The organism is Idiomarina sp. (assembly GCF_048265525.1).
In the GTDB taxonomy this organism is placed as follows: Bacteria; Pseudomonadota; Gammaproteobacteria; order Enterobacterales; family Alteromonadaceae; genus Idiomarina.
Window position 1 is genome coordinate 79,765 of record NZ_JBLXBI010000002.1, and the last position, 18,411, is coordinate 98,175.

An 18,411-nucleotide genomic window follows, 5' to 3' on the forward strand; every position below is an offset into this window, starting at 1 on the left:
TCCATTAATTTGTTGCTATAAAGAAACTGATTCTGATATAGCTTTGGGTTAAGGTAGACAGAGTTTGGCGCGAATACGCCAATTTTTCAACGGTTATTTAAACATGCGTTTGAATTAATGAAAAAGCAGTCGTTTATCATACGTTACAGTGCGCCATTGTTTTTCGTGTTGTCCCTGTTAAGCATTGGTGCGGTTCAGTCTGAACCTGTTGATACAAAACAACGGGAGCAGCAGCGTGAGCTATTCAAAAAAGCAGAGTACGCGGCTAAACGTGGTCGCCTGGGTGAGTACCGGCTATTACTTAAAAAGCTGAAAGATTACCCTTTGGTGCCATATTTGGAACTGGCTCGACTTGAGCAAATTGGATACCTGGCCAATGAAGACCGCGTTCTGGCTTTTCTCGAAAAGTATGAAAAGACCCCCCTCGACTGGCAGCTAAGACAACCCTGGCTTACTTATTTGGCAGGGCAGAAAGAATATTCACGCTTTATCCGGGACTTCCGGCATCCGGGAACCTTAACTCATCGCTGTCAATTTATAGAGTCGCAGCGTGAAAAAGGTCTGGAAGACGGGCCTTTTCGACGCCAAGTGGACGCTATCTGGAAGCATGGGTTTTCGCTTCCGTCTGCCTGTGACCCAATTCTGGACGAATGGCAAGAGTTGGGTGGGCGCACTGAAGACAAAGTGTGGGAAAGACTGGAATTGGCTGCTGAGCACGGTAACCCGACTCTGCTTCCGTATTTAACCGGTTTATTGCCTGAGTTACAGCAGTATCTGGGTGAGTTTTATCACAAGGTGAGGTATTCACCCGCTGCTATAGAAGACGACACATGGTACAAGGGACGCTATCCTGGAAAAGAGGCACAAATAGTCACCTATGCTTTAACTAAGCTGGTTTGGCGTGATGAAAACATTGCTTTGCGAAGCTATAAAAAGCTGAATTCAAAACTGTCCTTTACCGAACAGCAAGAGGGCCGCATTGCTGAAGAATTTGCTGTTGCATTAAGCTTAAACTCTCATCCTGAAGCTCGTGTCTGGCATGACCGCGTTCCGGTCAACGCGTTAAATGAACGAGTTTTACAGTGGCGCCTGGCGAGTTATCTTAAAGATAAGGATTACGAAGGCCTGAGAGACGCAATTCAAAGCCTGCCCGTTGCCATTCGGCAGGGTAATCAATGGCGTTACTGGCTGGCTCGCTCACAGGAGGTAACCGGCAATGCCTTGGCCGCACAAGCGCTGTATGAAGATTTATCAGATGAGCGACATTACTACGGTTTTCTAGCGGCTGCGCGGTTGCAAAAGCCTGTGAGTCTCGAGCAGGAAAAACTCGAAGTCAGTGTTGTTCAGCTTGAGCAAATTCGTAATCATCCTAGCGTGCAACGTGCATACGAACTGATTCAATTGGAGCGGTGGGTCGACGCCCGGCGTGAATGGAACCATCTATTAACACAGCTTGATGGCGAAGAGCAGAAAGTTGCGGCATATCTCGCCAGCGAATGGGGATGGCACGATCAGGCGATATGGACATTAGCGCAAATAGGGCACTTTGACGCTGTAGGCATTCGTTTCCCTTTAGCCTACAAAGATATACTAGGGCGGGCGTCACAAGCCGCCGGAATTGATGAAAACTGGGCTTTAGCTATTACGCGCCGGGAAAGTAATTTTCGACACGATGCGTATTCAAGTGCCGGTGCAAGGGGACTAATGCAGATTCTGCCTGGTACCGCAAAGCAACTGGACACTAAAAATAATAGTTGGCGGCGGTTGAACGACCCCGCTGTTAATGTGCGCCTGGGCACTGACTACTTAAGTCGACTGAAACACCGCTTTGAGAATAATTGGTTATTAGCTACGGCAAGCTATAATGCAGGCTATTATCGGGTTAAAGAGTGGTTACCTGGCGAGCCTGTTGCTGCCGATGTGTGGGTCGAAACCATTCCATACCATGAAACCAGAGATTATGTAAAAGCAGTATTGAGTTATCAGCAAATTTATAGGATGTTGGGTGGTAACGAGGATAATTTGTTTGAGCAAGTTGTTGATATGACAATTGTTGATACTGAATAAGGCGATCCAATATGACTGCGATAGCAGATTTGTGGCCGTTGTTTCCTGACCATATAAAGCAGCTTCAGACTCGTGCTGAGCGACTTTTTAAACGAGAAAACTTAGATTTAGTTGCCATTCATTCGGGCCAGCAAAAGCGCTGGTTTTTGGATGATATGAATTATCCTTTTCGAGCTAATCCTCACTTTAAAGCCTGGTGCCCGGAAACTCAGCTGCCTAATGCCTGGGTTATTCTAAAACCGAACACTCGACCGACATTAGTTTTATTAAGTTCTCCGGACTTTTGGCATACGACAGCAAGCCTCGAGGGTGCTCCCTGGTTAGAAGAGTTCCACGTGGAACACATCAATTCGCCAGAGGCCATTGAAAAACTGCTTCCTTACGATAAGAAAAATGCAGCTTACCTTGGTGAACATATTGAGGTTGCCAAGGCTTTGGGCTTTGAAAATATAAACCCAGACCCCGTGCTCCACTTCTTTCATTATCATCGTTTGTTTAAAACCGACTATGAAATTGCCTGTTTGACCCAGGCAAACCATATTGCGGCTAAAGGCCATATTGCGGCCGCTGACGCCTTTTTTAACGGTGAGTCGGAGTTTGATTGTCTGCTGAAATATATGGCGGCTACTCGGCAAGGGCAGAACGAAGTGCCTTATAATCACATTATTGGACAAAATGAAAACGCCAGTGTTTTGCATCACTGGATGCCTGATAAGAAAGTTTCTGGTTCACTCAAGTCGATGCTGGTTGATGCTGGCGCCGAAGTTTGCGGTTATGCCGCCGACATTAGTCGCACCTGGTCTAAGCAACACAATGAGTACGAAGAGCTGATAGCTGCACTTGACCAAATTACATTGGCTTTAATTGATAAAATGAAGCCGGGCGTTGAATTCCCTGCGCTGCACCAGTTGGCTCATGAACAAATTGCTAATGTGCTTTTTGCTTTTGGTTTTGTCAGTTGCAGTCCTGAACAAATGATTGAAGACGGTATAACCACGGTATTTCTTCCGCATGGCTTAGGGCACCCCTTGGGCTTGCAGGTGCACGACGTTGGTGCTGCGCAGGCTGATGAAAGGGGCACGCCAATAGCACCACCTAGTGGTCACCTTACGTTAAAAACCACTCGTACCGTAGAGCCTCGACAGGTTTATACCATTGAACCCGGAGTTTACTTTATTGAACCTTTGCTGCAGAAACTCGCGAATTCACGCAATAAGCATTTAATTAACTGGCGCCGAGTGGATGAGTTTAAACCCTTTGGTGGCGTGCGAGTTGAGGATAATATTGTGGTTTACCGGGAGCGAAATGATAACCTTACACGCCAAACTGCTTTAGATGCTTACGTGAAAAAGGTTACCCGTCTTGCATGATCAGGATTACGACATTCCGGCTTCGGAAAAGGAAGTCGAAATAGAAGTTAAAGGCAGTCGCTTTATTGCGTGCCTGGCACATACGCCAAACGCCGATAGCGCCGCTGAGTTTCTGGCGGTCATAAGAAAGCGCTGGCCCAAAGCCTCTCACTACTGTTCTGCGTCGCTTTTTTCTGCGCCTAACAACAGTCAAAGTATGGCTTACAGCGACGACGGCGAACCTTCCGGAACGGCAGGGCGACCTATGCTTATGGCGCTACAAAATCGTGGTGTAGGTGAGGTTACCGCTATAGTTGTGCGATATTTTGGTGGAGTGAAGCTGGGAACGGGCGGACTTCAACGAGCCTATACCGACGCGACAGTCGCCGCATTAGCTGAACTTGAAAAAGAGCAAAGGGTTTTTAAACAACGCTTTCAGTTAAATTTTGCTTATACCGATCAGGGTGATGTTGAGCCGCTTTTGCTTGAGGCCAATGCTGAAATGGAATCTTCGGAGTATGAAGAGAGTGTGCGGCTTAAGGTGTTGCTACGCCCCGTAAATGTTGGGGCGTTACAGAAGAAGCTACAGGCTGCCACCCGTGGCCGAGTGCAGTTAAAAGAAATGGACTAAAAGAACATAGCACTTGGCTGGAAGACTTTTTCAACCTGATCAATGTACTTTTTGTCCAGCAAGAAAAGAATCACGTGGTCGTCTGAGTGAATAATGGTTTCACTGTGCGCCATAAGTACTTCTTGTCCGCGGACAACCGCACCAATGGTGGTTCCCGGCGGAAGCTTGATATCTTTAATGGCTTTACCCACCACTCGGGAAGTGTCTTCATCACCATGTGCAATTGCCTCAATAGCTTCGGCTGCACCTTTTCGCAGTGAATAAACGTTAACAATATCGCCACGGCGTACGTGAGTTAGTAGAGCTGAAACTGTGGCGCGTTGCGGTGAAATGGCAATATCAATTTCGCCTCCCTGCACCAAGTCAACATAGGCGCTACGCTGAATAAGCACCATGGTTTTACGGGCGCCCATACGTTTAGCCAGCATGGCGGACATAATATTCGCTTCGTCGTCGTTGGTAACCGCAATAAATACGTCGATGTCTTCAACGTGCTCTTCTTCCAGCAACTTTTGGTCGGACGCGTCACCGCGGAATATTAAGGTATGCTCAAGGCGTTGCGAAAGCTCTTCCGCGCGGGTTTCTGAGCGCTCTATTAGCTTAACCCGGTGATCAACTTCCAGTTGTTTGGCCAGACCGGCACCAATGTTCCCGCCACCAACAATCATTATTCTGCGATACTTGTCTTCCAGCTTTTGCAGTTCCTGCATTACGGTACTAATGTGGCGAGTATCAGCGATGAAGAAGACTTCATCATCGGCTTCGATGATTGTGGTTCCGGTAGGGCGTATAGGCTTGCCCTGACGATAAATAGCCGCAACCCGGGTGTCGATATTGGGAATATGTTCCCGCAGTGTTGAGATAGCATGGCCAACGAGCTTTCCGCCGTAGTAGGCCTTTACCGCGACCAGGCTGGCTCGTCCGTTGGCAAATTCCATAACTTGCAGTGCGCCGGGGTAGTCAATAAGCCGACGAATATAGCTGGTTACCAGTTGTTCCGGTGAAATGATGTGGTCAACTGGCGCATCCTGATTGTGAAAAAGCTGGTCTTTATAGCGGATGTACTCTTCGGAGCGAATTCTGGCTATTTTCTTTGGCGTATTAAATATGGAATAAGCAACCTGACAGGCAATCATATTAGTTTCGTCGCTGTTGGTTACTGCAATAAGCAAGTCGGCATCGTCGGCACCCGCGCGGCGTAAAACATCAGGGTGCGCTCCGTTACCAACGACGACCCGCAGGTCATACTTATCCTGCAAATCGTCCAGTAAATCGTTGTTGGTATCAACTATGGTGATATCGTTGCGTTCGCCAACCAGATTTTCTGCTAATGTGCCGCCAACCTGGCCAACACCGAGTATGATAATTTTCATTCGACTTTTTTCAATCTCGCGTAAAAGAAACCATCCCCGTTATGTTCACCCGGGAGCAGTTGCAGAGTTTTCTGCTTTTCATTAATAGGTATCAGACTAGCACCCGATTGCTGTTTTAGAAAAGACTCAATTTGAGTTTGGTTTTCCTGGCTTAGAATAGAGCAGGTTGCGTAAAGCAGCTGTCCGCCGGGTTTAAGTAGAGGCCAAAGCGAATTTAGTATCTGGCTTTGCAATTGCGCGAGTTCATTAATGTCCTCGGCGCGACGCAGCCATTTAATATCAGGATGGCGGCGTATCACGCCTGTAGCGGAGCAGGGGGCATCCAAAAGTATGCGATCAAATTGCTCGCCGTCCCACCAGTCATCAGTTGCAGCAACATCGGCGCAATGAACTACGGCACTTAAGCCGGCGCGTTCCAGATTCTCGTATACTCGCTCAAGACGTTTAGCATCGATATCAATAGCCTGAACTGGTTGTTCAAAGTCGTTTCGCTCAAGCAAGTGCAACAGTTTGCCTCCCGGAGCGGCGCAACAATCGAGTACGCGGTGGGAAGCTTCTGCATTCAGGTAGTCGGCAGCAAGCTGCGCCGAGCGGTCCTGAACCGATGCGTGTCCCCGGTCAAACCCCGGAAGCCTTTCAACCGGAACAGGTGAATGCAGCCGAATAGCATCGTCAGCCAGAGTGTCGCCTTCGGCAGCAATACCACTGTCTTCCAGTTGTCTTAAATAGTCATCGCGATTGAAAAAACGACGGTTCACGCGTAACCACATGGGTGGGTGTGAATTGTTCTCTAAAAGAATGTCGCTGGCTTGTTGTGGGTGGTCTGCCTGAATCGCATCAAACAACCAGCGCGGATGATTTTGCATCGCGTCAACAGGTAACTCGCGCTGCTGTGACTCATCTGCGATTGGTGCTTCGCGCAGTAATTGGCGCAGTATACCGTTTACCAGGCCTTTGTGGTTACGTTTGCCCAGAATACGCGCCGCTTCTACTGTGGCGCTAACGGCAGCGTGGTCTTTAATGCGAAGACAATAAAGCTGATAGGCACCTACCAGTAGTAAGTAGTGCAATACTTTAAGCTTACCTTTAAGTGGCTTATCCAGTTTAGCCCCAACCATTTTGTTAAGGCTGGGCAGAACTCTTAAAACACCGTAGCTAATTGCACTGGCAAGACGTTTGTCTGCATCGGATAGTTTATCGGTGGCGTGGGGTAAGGCCGCGGAAAGCGACTCGCCTTTTTCTAGCACATGAAAGAGGGCGGTTGCAGCGGCGGCTCGGCTAGTTGCTCCCTGGCCACCGTTTTCTGAATTTTTCTGCCGGCTCATTGTAATTCCAGTCCCGGGCTAAAGACATTACTGTAGCCGTTTACTAAGGTACTGGCTGGCTGAGCTTTTTTGCCCGGCATCTGCGCTTGAGTTATACGTAAAATACCGTCCCCGGTTACCACGTCGATGCCTTCGTGCGTGCTATTCATAATAGTTCCCGGACCTTTATTACTTGCGCCCTGAATAAGTTCGGCCGCGTGAATTTTTAGTGTGTTCTGTCCGGCTTTTAAATTTTCTGACTGGCACCAGCTCATTGGCCAGGGGTTAAAAGCTCGTACGCAGCGTTCGATAAAGGCAGCCGGTTGGGTCCAGTCTATTTTACCTTCCTGCTTGGTCAGTTTTTTCGCATAGGTGGCATTGTCGTCACTTTGCGGTTTAGCCTGACTCTGATAGCCGCCAAGATCCTTTAGTACTTTCACTAACGCCTTAGGCCCCAGGCTTTCAAGCTTGTGATAAAGCGAAGCCGAGGTTTCGTCCGGACTGATAGCGCAGCGCTCTTCGTGCAGCACCGGACCGGTATCCAGGCCGGCTTCCATTTGCATAATGCAGACACCGGATTCTAAATCGCCAGCCCATATCGCGCGTTGAATTGGAGCGGCACCTCGCCAGCGGGGCAACAAAGAACCGTGTACGTTCAGGCATCCTTTTGCGGGAATATCCAATACCGCCTGCGGAAGCAGTAAGCCATAAGCCACCACAACCATAACGTCAGGTTTTAGCTCGGCTAGTGCAGCCTGATCCTCATCCGACTTTAAAGACTCGGGCTGATAAACAGGAAGCTGGTGCTCAAGAGCGAGCTTTTTAACTGCACTGGGTTGTGGCTTTTTACCTCGTCCTGCAGGCCTGTCGGGCTGCGTATAAACACCCACTACCTGATGAGATTCATCAAGTAGTTGCTGTAAGTGTTGTGCTGCAAAGTCCGGAGTACCGGCAAAGACAATTCGCATTATTGTGCTTCCGCCGCTTGCTTCTCGGCTAAACGTTGCTCTTTCTCAAGCTTTTTGCGAATGCGCTCGCGTTTTAGTGGCGACAAATAGTCGACGAAGAGTTTACCGTCTAAGTGATCCATTTCATGCTGAATACAAATAGCCAGTAGCCCTTCAGCCGAACGGCTGAAACGCTCACCGTTTTTATCCAGTGCAGTCACTGTAATTTTCTCAGCGCGTTCAACTTTTGCGTAAACGCCGGGAAACGACAGACAGCCTTCATCGTTCTTAAAGTGGCCTTCCGCTTCGGTAATTTCCGGGTTAATGAACACCAGCGGTTCGTTTTGATCTTCGCTGCAATCAGAAACAAACAGCCGTCTGTGCACGTCAACCTGGGTTGCCGCAAGGCCTACGCCTTGTTCTTCGTACATGGTTTCAAACATATCGTCGATAACCGAGCGGATATTGTCATCTACCTTTTCAATCTTCTGTGCGACTTTGCGCAAACGTTCGTCCGGATATTGCAGAACCGTCATTTTTGCCATTAGAACCTCCAATTCTTCATCTACCCTTAGTTTACCTTAAATTGGTAGGTCAAGGACAGTCTGTGAACACACAGGAATTATGTGTATTAATGGGGATGACACGCGCATCAAACAAGGTACAGAAAGCTGCTCGGGAATGTGAGAACTGGGAAGCCATTTTTGAGCGATGGGGACAATCGCTAAAACCGGTAGAGCCGCGTTGGTTAAACGCCGCTGAAAGCTGGTGTCGTAGTGACTATCAGGGCGTTATTTCTTACTTTAGTGAAGATTACCCAACTGCGTTAAAAGCCATAGCTAATCCGCCCTGGTTACTTTATTACCGGGGCCGTAAAGAGCTGCTGCAGGGGGTGAGTGTGGCTATTGTTGGCAGCCGCAAAGCCACTCACAGTGGGTTACAAATTGCTGACTGGTTTAGCGAGCGCTTAGTGGCGGCGGGTGTTGTGGTGGTTAGTGGTTTGGCTATGGGCATTGACGCTCAAGCACATAAAACTGCAGCCGAAAAAGGAAAAACCATAGCGGTTTTAGGTACTGGTATCGATCAGTATTACCCAAGAAGAAACAAAGCCTTACAGGATTTTATTGCGCATCAGGGGCTGCTGATTTCCGAATTTCCGCCCGGGCAGACCGCGCGAATCGATCATTTTCCCCGCCGTAACCGTATTATTAGTGGTATCAGTCAGGCCGTTGTAGTGGTTGAAGCAGCACGCAAAAGCGGTTCGCTTTCAACAGCAATACACGCGTTGAATGAAGGGCGTGAAGTTGGAGCGGTGCCGGGGTCTGTGTTGCTGCCGGAGCATCAGGGCTGCCACTGGTTAATCCAACAGGGCGCTAAGTTAATTAATACGCCGCAGGACATTCTCGACTGGTTCTCGGTTGACGATACTGAGGTTGCCATAGAAGGTGATACAGAATGTCGCGATGAAAGCTTGGCAAACAATCGATTGTTCGCTAGTCTGAGTTCAGAGCCACGAACAATTGATGACATGGTACAATTGTCCGGACTCGAGGTTGCTGAAGTCATGGAGAAAGTAGTGTTACTCGAATTAGAAGGGCTAGTGGCAGCCGTACCAGGCGGTTATATCAAAGTGGGGAGGCGCTAAAGTATGTTTGATATCCTCATGTACTTGTTTGAAAACTACATTCATTCGGAAATGGAAGTTGTAGTTGATCACGATGAGTTAACCAATGAACTTACCCGGGCTGGTTTCCGTCATCAGGAAATCCAGAAGGCTTTGGCGTGGTTAGAACGCCTGGCCGATTTGCAGCAAATGGAAACCAAGTCTTATCTGGATGTTGCTCCGCAGCAGTCTACCCGTATTTATACCGCGGCAGAGATGACTCGTTTGGACAGCCAAAGCCGGGGTTTTCTGATGTACCTGGAAAATCTGGGTGTGCTTGATTTTGCTACACGAGAAGTAGTCATTGACCGTGTGATGGAACTGGAAACGCCGAACTTTACTCTGGATGACCTGAAATGGGTTGTACTTATGGTGCTGTTTAATGTTCCGGGCCAGGAAGCCGCGTACGACCAAATGGAAGGTTTGCTGTTTGAGGAAGCTGAAGGACCCCTGCATTAATGTCATCAGATGAGCGCTGCCCCCGTTGTGAGCGACCACTGGTTATTAAACATGTTGGGCATAACAGCTTTTTAGGCTGTACCGGTTACCCGGACTGCGATTATAAACGAGGCCTTCGGGAGCAATCTGAAATTGAGCCCGAAGATCTCGGCGTTCCCTGTCCTGAGTGCGGTAAAGAATTGCAGTTAAAGAGCGGCCGTTATGGCTTATTTGTTGGCTGCAGTGGCTTTCCTGAATGTGAGTTCGTTACTGAACCGAACGTTGAGGAAGAAGAGACGATTCGCTGCCCTGAATGCGGCAAAGGCCAGTTACACCAAAAAACATCGCGGCGCGGTACCGTATTCTATGCTTGCGACCAATACCCGAAATGTGAATTTACCGTGAATCAGCCTCCGGTCGATGAAACCTGTCCCAAATGCCAGTACCCGCTGCTGGTGAAAAAGAAAACCGCTGCCGGAATTCGCAAAGTCTGCCCGCAAAAGCAATGCGACTATAAGTCGGACGCGTTATAATCCGACTCATTGAGTTGAGGAGTGATTATGGCAGATACATGGGAAGCAGCGCACAGCGCTATAAAAACGGGCATTATTGCCTATCCGACCGAGGCGGTATTTGGACTGGGATGCGACCCCCGCAATGAAGTCGCTGTGCAGAGGCTATTAAGCCTGAAACAGCGACCTGCCGAGAAAGGTCTTATATTAATTGCCGCCGATTACAGTCAGTTACTTCCCTATGTTGAAGACTCCGCTATTGCGCAGGACAAACGTTTCAGCGTTTTGTCACATTGGCCGGGGCCGGTTACATTAATTCTGCCGGTAAGAAAAGGCGTATCAACCTTATTGACGGGCGGTCGCGATACCATCGCTGTACGCGTGACCGCGCATGAACCTGCCAGAGCGCTGTGCCGCGAACTGGGCCATGCATTAGTCTCTACCAGCGCCAATTTAACCGGGCAGGAACCCGCCCGAACCGCGGCAGAAGTTCGTCAGCAATTTGGTGACAGCGTGGACTGGATAATGGATGAAAGCACCGGTGGAGCTGCGAACCCTACTCGCATTATAAACCCACTAAATAATCAGGTTGTCAGAGACGATGCATAATGATTACTTGAAGCAGGTAAAAAGTTACCTGATGTCGTTGCAGGATGCTATTTGTCAGCAGTTGGCGCAGGCGGACGGTGAGCAGAGCTTTCAGGAAGACAGCTGGGACCGGCCAGGAGGCGGCGGCGGTCGCTCGAGGATCATAAAAAACGGTGCGGTTTTTGAACAGGGTGGTGTGGGTTTTTCGCACGTGTACGGCGAGAAGATGCCTGCCTCGGCAACGGCACATCGACCAGAGCTGGAAGGTCGCGACTTCAATGCCTGTGGTGTTTCTCTGGTAATGCATCCGGAAAACCCTATGGTGCCGACGGTCCATATGAATGTGCGTTTTTTTATTGCGCAAAAAGAAGGTGAAGAACCTGTCTGGTGGTTTGGCGGCGGCTTTGATTTAACGCCGTTTTATCCTTTTGACGAAGACATTATTGAATGGCATCAACAGGCGAAAAACGCGCTCGATAGCGTCGATGAAAAGCTCTATCCGGAGTATAAAGCCTGGTGCGATGATTACTTTTTCCTTAAGCATCGCGACGAAGCGCGCGGTGTGGGTGGTATATTCTTTGACGACCTTAACGACCGTTCATTTGACGAGTGCTTTTCGGTTATAAAAGCAGTGGGAGATGCTTTCACCAAAGCTTATCTGCCTATTGTCGAGCGCCGCAAAAATCTAGCTTATACTCAGCAACAAAGAGACTTCCAGCTATATCGCCGCGGGCGTTATGTGGAGTTTAACCTGGTCTGGGATAGGGGAACTTTGTTTGGTCTGCAAACCGGGGGCAGAACGGAGTCTATTTTAATGTCGATGCCACCGCTGGCGCGTTGGGAATACGACTGGCAAGCTCAGCCGGGCTCTGCGGAAGAACAGCTTACCGAGTATTATTTAAAACCCAGAGACTGGCTGTCAGTATGAAATCAGTGACCAGCCTGGGCGTATTCGGGAACCCTATAGCGCATAGCCTGTCCCCGCGTATTCATGCGTTATTTGCGCAGACTCGGCAGGACTCAATTAACTATCAACGCTATTTATCTACGCCTGCGCATTTTCCCCGCCGGATTGCTGAATTTTTCCGCCATGGCGGGCAGGGTGCCAATGTCACCTTACCATTTAAACAGCAGGCTGCATCCTTGGTTACTAAACTGTCCGATCGTGCGCGGTTAGCGGGGGCGGTGAACACCTTAATTCCTTACGGCAATGGTCAATTGTTAGGTGATAATACTGACGGAGAAGGTTTGATCATTGACCTTAAAAATAAAGGTTTTAAGGTAAGTGAGCGCTCACTTGTTGTCTTTGGTGCCGGAGGTTCAGCACGTGGCATAATACCTCTTCTACTGGAGCAAAAGCCGCGGTGTCTGTATTTGGTTAATCGAACGGCAGAGAAAGCCGAAATGCTTAAATCTCAGCTAGAGACACTGGGGCTTGTTGCAGCGAACCGAATTCAGGTACTCTCGTCTGCGTCTGAAATTGACGAGCCTATAGACCTGCTAATTAACGCCACCAGCAGCAGTTTGAATGGACAGCGTTTAATACTACCCCCGCTGCTATCCGAAAATGCCTCTGGCTATGACTTAATGTATGCAGACCAACCAACGGTATTTATGGATCAACTGACGCAGGCCGGTTGCAAAAATGTCAGCGATGGATTTGGCATGTTGATTGAGCAGGCTGCGTCATCTTACCAACTTTGGATGGGAGGCGAACGCCCCGATACTGCATTTGTTATGGCCGAAATGCGGACTTCTAGTTGATTGATTGAAAAGGGGTTTTCTTTGCTTTTTATAAGTAAAGAAAAATGAGGAACAAAAGGTTATAAAAAAACTGAATTTGTCAGTAGATCATTGCTGATTTTATGGTAATCTGTCTGACCTGCTTTTGAGGCATTTCCTTCCATTTCAGGACAAGAGCAGAATAGTTTCCACAGTGAAACATAATAATAAAAAGTACTAGGTATTTCGGGAAACCTGCCGTTTTAAATCCCATACTATCAATAACTTAAGTAAATTTTGGACACGGGGAAATTCAAACTTCCGGCTGTGGCATGACTCGTTGTTAACAGAGTTATTAACAGGTTATGCACACTCTGTTCAGTGGCCTGAATTGCCGTTCTGTGGCATCCTATAGGTAACGCTTAATTTAGGTTCTTAACTATGGCCACATCTGTTCCAGAAAACCCTTTTATCCTTGTCGATGGTTCTTCTTATTTGTTCCGCGCTTTTCATGCGCCGCCGCATTTAACCAACTCTAAAGGTGAACCGACCGGAGCTATTTACGGCGTCGTTAATATGCTTCGAAGCCTGTTAAAGCGCTATAAACCCAGCCATATGGCCGTAGTTTTTGATGCCAAAGGCAAAACCTTTCGTAGCGACATTTACCAGGACTACAAAGCAAACCGTCCGCCTATGCCAGACGATCTGCGAAGCCAGATTAAACCTTTGCATGACATTGTCCAGGCTATGGGTTTACCACTGCTTTGCATTGACGATGTTGAAGCCGATGATGTTATTGGCACGCTGGCGCGCCAGGCCGGCGACAAGGGTCGTTTTACGTTGATTAGTACCGGCGATAAAGACATGGCTCAGCTGGTCAATGAACATGTCATGCTCATTAACACCATGACCGATACTTTAATGGACCCTGAAGGGGTTGAGAAAAAGTTTGGGGTTAAGCCAAACCAAATTATCGATTATTTAGCGCTTATGGGTGACAGTTCGGACAATATTCCAGGCTTGCCCAAAGTGGGCGAAAAGACAGCACAGGCACTGCTGCAAAGTATTCCCAGCATTGACGCTATTTACGAAAATGTGGATGCAGTAACTGAGCTCTCTTTTCGTGGTGCGAAATCTATGCCGGCTAAGCTTAATGAATATAAAGGACAGCTGCTGATGTCGCGCGAGCTGGCGACCATTAAGCTCGATGTGGCAATGGACTTACAACCGGAAGAGTTGAAAATACAGACGGCAGACAGCGAAAAACTGCAGGAGCTTTACAGTCGTTGTGAATTCCGCCGGTGGCTTGGCGAATTAATGGAAACTGGTGCGGCAACGGATCAGGCGCTGGGTGAAACCGATGGCGAAAAACCGACCAGCGATATAAACAGAGACGCGTACCGTGTATTGATGACTGAAAAAGACGTCAGCGATTATATAACGCAACTGAAAAAATGCGATTACTTTGCTTTTGATACCGAGACAACCAGCCTTAATTATATGGAAGCTGAATTGGTTGGTGTGTCGTTAGCCATGGCACCTGGCGAAGCTGTGTATATACCTGTCGGGCATGATTATATGGAAGCGCCGGATCAGGTTGGCCGGGACTGGTTACTAGAGCAGTTAAAGCCTTTACTTGAAGCTGAAAAGCCGCAAAAAGTGGGGCAAAACCTGAAATACGACTCGCATATTCTGCGTCGCTATAAAATCCGCTTAGCGGGAATTTTAAATGACACCATGCTTGCCTCCTACGTGTTTAACAGTGTTGGTTCGCGGCACGATATGGATACCTTAAGCCTTCATTACCTGAATCACAAAACCATTAGTTTTGAAGAAATTGCAGGTAAGGGTGCTAAGCAACTGACGTTTAATCAGATTGCTTTAGAGCAGGCTGGGCCCTACGCTGCTGAAGATGCCGACATTACCTACCGATTGCATGATGTGCTCTGGAATAAAGTAAAAGAAACCGGCAGCGAGCTGCAAAGTGTTCTTACCGACATTGAAGTGCCGTTAGTGCCTGTTTTGTGCGATATGGAACAATACGGTGTGCGTATTGACGCAAACTTGCTGGGTAAGCAAAGTCAGGAAATTGCGGAAAAGCTTGATGCCCTGGAGAAAAAGGCTTTTGAAATTGCCGGTGAAGAATTCAACCTGGGCTCACCGAAACAACTGCAACGCATATTCTTCGAAAAGCTTGAGTTGCCAATTGTGAAGAAAACGCCAAAAGGCGCGCCGTCAACGGCTGAAGAAGTTTTGCACGAGCTGGCACATGACTACCCTTTGCCGGATGTGATCCTGCAGCACCGCGGCCTGTCTAAGCTTAAATCAACCTATACCGACAAGTTGCCGAAGATGATTAACCCAGATACAGGAAGAGTACACACCTCGTATCAGCAGGCGGTTACCGCAACCGGCCGTTTGTCTTCAACAGATCCTAACCTGCAGAATATCCCTATCCGCACCGCTGAAGGACGCAGAGTGCGTCAGGCCTTTATTCCTGAGCAAGGCTACAAGATTGTCGCTATCGACTACAGCCAGATTGAACTGCGCATTATGGCTCACTTGTCGCAAGATGAGTCTTTGCTTAAAGCCTTTGCCGAAGGCCTGGACATTCACCGTGCGACAGCGGCTGAAGTGTTTGGCTGTAAGGCTGATGAAGTCACTAATGACCAGCGGCGTCAGGCAAAAGCGGTGAACTTCGGGCTAATTTACGGTATGTCAGCCTTTGGGCTTGCGCGGCAACTGGGTATTGCCCGTCATGAAGCTCAGCACTATATGGACAAGTATTTTGAACGCTTCCCTGGAGTTTTGCGTTACATGGAAGACACTCGCCAGCAGGCAAAAGAGCAGGGCTACGTTAAAACCTTGTTTGGACGTCGTTTACCCTTGCCGGATATCAAAGCCAGTAATGGAGCCCGTAGAAAAGGGGCGGAACGTGCGGCTATCAATGCACCAATGCAGGGCACTGCAGCCGACATCATTAAGAAAGCCATGCTGCAGGTTGCCGACTGGATTGACCGTAATAACTGTCAGGATGATGTGCGTATGCTAATGCAAGTTCACGATGAACTGGTGTTTGAAATAAAAGAGTCGAAATTAACAGATTACATTGAACAATTAACTGAAGTAATGGAAAAGGCTGCAAGCCTTGATGTGCCTTTAATAGCGGAAGCTGGTAAAGGTAATAATTGGGACGAAGCTCATTAATTTTAAGAATTGTCTGAACTTTTTATAAAGGGTCTAGTCACAACAAGTGAGGGCATTAATCCTCCCTCAAAAAATTGTTCTCCCTGGATTACTTTTCGCCCGGCTTTTTAGTCGGGCTTTTTTCTGTCTATTTCTGTGGTATGCCAGCCATACCGGAGCGGCCTCTTCGGTTAGCGAACCAAACCCCAACTAAAATGGCGAGCATTCCAAACCCTTGTTGCAACCAAAAGTCTTCGCCATCAAGTATCCCCAATATAAGAGCGACAATGGGAATTAGGTAGGTGACCGAGCTGGTAAAAACGGTATTGGTAAGCTGCACAACATGATTAAAAATTACCAAAGCGCCTGCTGTTCCGGCAATGCCCAGAGCCAGAACAGAAAACAGTGACAACATTGCGCCCGGCTGCTGAACCTGAGTCATAAAATCTGTTCCTGCAAACAAGTAGATTGTTGCCGGAACGGCAGCCATAAGCAAAGATATGCCAGTTATGGTTAACGGCGATAAGTCACTGATCTTGTGCTTGATGAGGTTCAAATTGAGGCCATAACAAATTGTTGCGGCCAGGACTAATAAGGCGTACAGGTTAAAGTCCCAGCTGCCATTAGCCGAGGCGGTAACCAGAAGCAAAGTACCAAACAAGCCAATGGCTACACCTATAACCTGCGCTAAGCGCGCTTTCTGATGGAAGAACAGTGCACCGATAACCAGTGTTGCGATAGGGGTTAAAGCATTAAGAACTCCGGTAACGCCGCTTGCCAGCTGTGTTTGGGCAATGGCAAACATAAAAGCCGGAATAAGACTGCCAACCAGCCCCACACTAGCCAGCTTTAACCAATGTTTGCGGGTAATTTTATTCAGTCGGCGGGCAATGAAAGGGGCAAGCACAAGTCCTGCTGAGCTGATGCGCAGTGCGCCAACTTCCATTGGACCAAAGGCCAGTAAGCCTTTTTTTATCAGTAAAAAAGAGCTACCCCAAATTAATGCGAGTAACCCTAATAATAACCAGGCACTAAGCGGTGGCGTATTATTCGTCGTCATACTCTTTGCTATACCACTGGTTGAGTTTCTCTTCGACTTGCTCGACACCTATGCGCTTCAATGAGGAAAAGGCTTCAACCTGGACGTCGCCGTTGAATGCAATTGCCGCTTGCTTGGCTTTTAAAACGGTTGATTTGCGTGCGCCTTGTTTGAGCTTGTCAGCCTTAGTTAATAAAGCCAGTACTGGCAGGTCGCAGTCTACAGCCCAGTAAATTAATTCCTGATCGGTTTCGCGGAAAGGGTGACGAATATCCATTAATACCACGATGCCTTTTAAACTGTCCCTTTGCTGAAGGTACTCGCTTAAAGAGCGTTGCCACTTTTCTTTGACAGCTAATGGAACCTTAGCGAATCCGTAGCCGGGTAAATCTATCAGTCGCTGACCTGTGGTAAGTTCAAAAACGTTAATTAACTGAGTCCGTCCAGGTGTTTTACTGGTGCGGGCCAAAGCTTTTTGACGAGTCAGAGTGTTTAGCGCGCTGGATTTTCCCGCGTTAGAACGGCCGGCGAAAGCAACTTCAATGCCTGAGTCCGGCGGCAGTTTGCTGATATCTGGTGCACTGGTCACAAATTTTGCCGATGCGTAATCTAATTGCTGATCTGCCACTATTAAGGTCACTTTTATTGAAAAAACGGAACATCTACGCGCATTATGAAGTATCCGGACAGTATCTCCAATGATCATTTAGCAATTGATTCGGTTTTAATCATTTAATCCACACAAGTTTTGTGTAAAATAGCAACCTGCTTAAGGTGATTTATTGGGGCGCGTGGCGCCATCCAGAACAGAAGAGAAGCAAACATGAAAAAATTCGCAATCTTTTTGGGACTTTTCTTCGGTACCGCCGGTATCGCAGTAGCACAAAGCGGCGACGCTGAAGCCGGAAAAGAGAAATCGCAAGTTTGTGCGGCTTGCCATGGACCCAATGGTGAATCTCCGACCGATATGTACCCACATTTGGCCGGTCAGCACGAAAAATATTTGTTGAAGCAGCTGAAAGATTTCAAACGGGCCTCCGAAACTGGCGGCGAAGAAGGCCGTAATAACCCGATTATGATGGGACAGGTTGCTTCATTGTCGGAACAAGACATGGCCGACCTTGCTGCATTTTATGCAGCGAAGGATGCACCGAAAGGCGAAACTCCTGAAGACATCATTGCTAAAGGCGAAGATTTATTCCGCCGCGGGAACCCTGAGACCAACATGCCTTCATGTGCCGGTTGTCACGGTCCTCGTGGTAACGGCATGGGGTTAGCTGCTTTTCCTGATATTTCAGGTCAGCATGCCGCATACACCAAGTCTCAGTTAGAAATGTTCCGTAGCGGTGAGCGTGCAAACGACCCGAATGAAATGATGCAAGGCGTTACAGAGAAAATGACAGATGAGGAAATTGAGTTGCTGTCTAAGTTCTTGAGTGGTCTGTATTAAATTCGTATTTGCGGATAGAAAAGCGACTTCGGTCGCTTTTTTTATGGCTATGAAAAATGTTATGAGCAATGTGCTTTTTTGTGCCTTGTTAACAAAAAGTAATAAAAAAGTGGTTTTTTAGATCAATAAAATCATTGAATTA

17 protein-coding genes are annotated in these 18,411 nt (G+C 48.0%); 11 read left to right on the forward strand and 6 right to left on the reverse strand.

From position 1 onward, the window contains the following. Positions 1-117: 117 nt before the first annotated feature. Genes ACN0TF_RS05900 through ACN0TF_RS05910 form a run of 3 tightly spaced genes read left to right on the forward strand, consistent with a single transcriptional unit; the run spans position 118 to position 4,047 of the window. Positions 118-2,067 (forward strand): transglycosylase SLT domain-containing protein, encoded by a 1,950-nt coding sequence (locus ACN0TF_RS05900; RefSeq protein ID WP_417441163.1) that lies wholly within the window; start codon positions 118-120, stop codon positions 2,065-2,067. A gap of 11 nt (positions 2,068-2,078) precedes the next feature. Beyond that, complete coding sequence (pepQ, locus tag ACN0TF_RS05905) at positions 2,079-3,437, forward strand: Xaa-Pro dipeptidase (protein WP_417441164.1); 1,359 nt, start codon at positions 2,079-2,081, stop codon at positions 3,435-3,437. Beyond that, on the forward strand, positions 3,430-4,047 hold the full coding sequence (locus tag ACN0TF_RS05910) for a YigZ family protein (RefSeq protein WP_417441165.1): 618 nt from the start codon (positions 3,430-3,432) through the stop codon (positions 4,045-4,047). The genes pepQ and ACN0TF_RS05910 overlap by 8 nt, the downstream gene beginning before the upstream one ends. Here the strand turns inward: ACN0TF_RS05910 and trkA are convergent. Genes trkA through def form a run of 4 tightly spaced genes read right to left on the reverse strand, consistent with a single transcriptional unit; the run spans position 4,044 to position 8,216 of the window. Beyond that, the gene (trkA, locus tag ACN0TF_RS05915) at positions 4,044-5,420 is read right to left on the reverse strand and encodes a Trk system potassium transporter TrkA (protein WP_417441166.1); all 1,377 of its coding nucleotides are present in this window, start codon (positions 5,418-5,420) and stop codon (positions 4,044-4,046) included. The genes ACN0TF_RS05910 and trkA overlap by 4 nt on opposite strands. Continuing rightward, positions 5,417-6,745 (reverse strand): 16S rRNA (cytosine(967)-C(5))-methyltransferase RsmB, encoded by a 1,329-nt coding sequence (gene rsmB / locus ACN0TF_RS05920; protein ID WP_417441167.1) that lies wholly within the window; start codon positions 6,743-6,745, stop codon positions 5,417-5,419. Before rsmB ends, trkA begins: the two co-directional genes overlap by 4 nt. Then, positions 6,742-7,692 (reverse strand): methionyl-tRNA formyltransferase, encoded by a 951-nt coding sequence (gene fmt, locus ACN0TF_RS05925; RefSeq protein ID WP_417441168.1) that lies wholly within the window; start codon positions 7,690-7,692, stop codon positions 6,742-6,744. Before fmt ends, rsmB begins: the two co-directional genes overlap by 4 nt. Next, on the reverse strand, positions 7,692-8,216 hold the full coding sequence (gene def / locus ACN0TF_RS05930) for a peptide deformylase (protein WP_322406623.1): 525 nt from the start codon (positions 8,214-8,216) through the stop codon (positions 7,692-7,694). The genes fmt and def overlap by 1 nt, the downstream gene beginning before the upstream one ends. Positions 8,217-8,278: 62 nt before the next feature. On the opposite strand from def, the gene dprA reads away from it, so the two are divergent. From dprA to polA, 7 genes are all read left to right on the forward strand, one after another. After that, positions 8,279-9,316, forward strand: coding sequence for a DNA-processing protein DprA (gene dprA, locus ACN0TF_RS05935; protein ID WP_417441169.1), 1,038 nt, complete (start codon positions 8,279-8,281; stop codon positions 9,314-9,316). Positions 9,317-9,319: 3 nt separating this feature from the next. After that, positions 9,320-9,793, forward strand: coding sequence for a DUF494 family protein (locus ACN0TF_RS05940; RefSeq protein WP_011233284.1), 474 nt, complete (start codon positions 9,320-9,322; stop codon positions 9,791-9,793). Further along, on the forward strand, positions 9,793-10,305 hold the full coding sequence (locus ACN0TF_RS05945) for a topoisomerase DNA-binding C4 zinc finger domain-containing protein (RefSeq protein WP_417441170.1): 513 nt from the start codon (positions 9,793-9,795) through the stop codon (positions 10,303-10,305). The genes ACN0TF_RS05940 and ACN0TF_RS05945 overlap by 1 nt, the downstream gene beginning before the upstream one ends. A gap of 27 nt (positions 10,306-10,332) precedes the next feature. Then, positions 10,333-10,893: an L-threonylcarbamoyladenylate synthase gene (locus ACN0TF_RS05950; RefSeq protein ID WP_417441171.1), complete on the forward strand. Its 561-nt coding sequence runs from the start codon at positions 10,333-10,335 to the stop codon at positions 10,891-10,893. Next, on the forward strand, positions 10,886-11,800 hold the full coding sequence (gene hemF / locus ACN0TF_RS05955) for an oxygen-dependent coproporphyrinogen oxidase (protein ID WP_417441172.1): 915 nt from the start codon (positions 10,886-10,888) through the stop codon (positions 11,798-11,800). The genes ACN0TF_RS05950 and hemF overlap by 8 nt, the downstream gene beginning before the upstream one ends. After that, positions 11,797-12,636 carry a shikimate dehydrogenase gene (gene aroE / locus ACN0TF_RS05960; RefSeq protein WP_417441173.1) on the forward strand — a complete coding sequence of 280 codons (840 nt, stop codon included), beginning with the start codon at positions 11,797-11,799 and terminating at the stop codon, positions 12,634-12,636. Before hemF ends, aroE begins: the two co-directional genes overlap by 4 nt. 399 nt (positions 12,637-13,035) lie before the next feature. After that, positions 13,036-15,801 (forward strand): DNA polymerase I, encoded by a 2,766-nt coding sequence (polA, locus tag ACN0TF_RS05965; protein ID WP_417441174.1) that lies wholly within the window; start codon positions 13,036-13,038, stop codon positions 15,799-15,801. 127 nt (positions 15,802-15,928) lie between these two features. Here polA and ACN0TF_RS05970 read toward each other — a convergent pair whose 3' ends face one another. Then, positions 15,929-16,840 (reverse strand): DMT family transporter, encoded by a 912-nt coding sequence (locus tag ACN0TF_RS05970; protein ID WP_417441175.1) that lies wholly within the window; start codon positions 16,838-16,840, stop codon positions 15,929-15,931. Continuing rightward, positions 16,827-17,447: a ribosome biogenesis GTP-binding protein YihA/YsxC gene (yihA, locus tag ACN0TF_RS05975; RefSeq protein WP_011233291.1), complete on the reverse strand. Its 621-nt coding sequence runs from the start codon at positions 17,445-17,447 to the stop codon at positions 16,827-16,829. Before yihA ends, ACN0TF_RS05970 begins: the two co-directional genes overlap by 14 nt. Positions 17,448-17,642: 195 nt before the next feature. Between yihA and ACN0TF_RS05980 the strand changes: the two genes are divergently transcribed. Next, positions 17,643-18,269: a c-type cytochrome gene (locus ACN0TF_RS05980; RefSeq protein WP_417441176.1), complete on the forward strand. Its 627-nt coding sequence runs from the start codon at positions 17,643-17,645 to the stop codon at positions 18,267-18,269. The last annotated feature ends 142 nt before the right edge of the window (positions 18,270-18,411 follow it).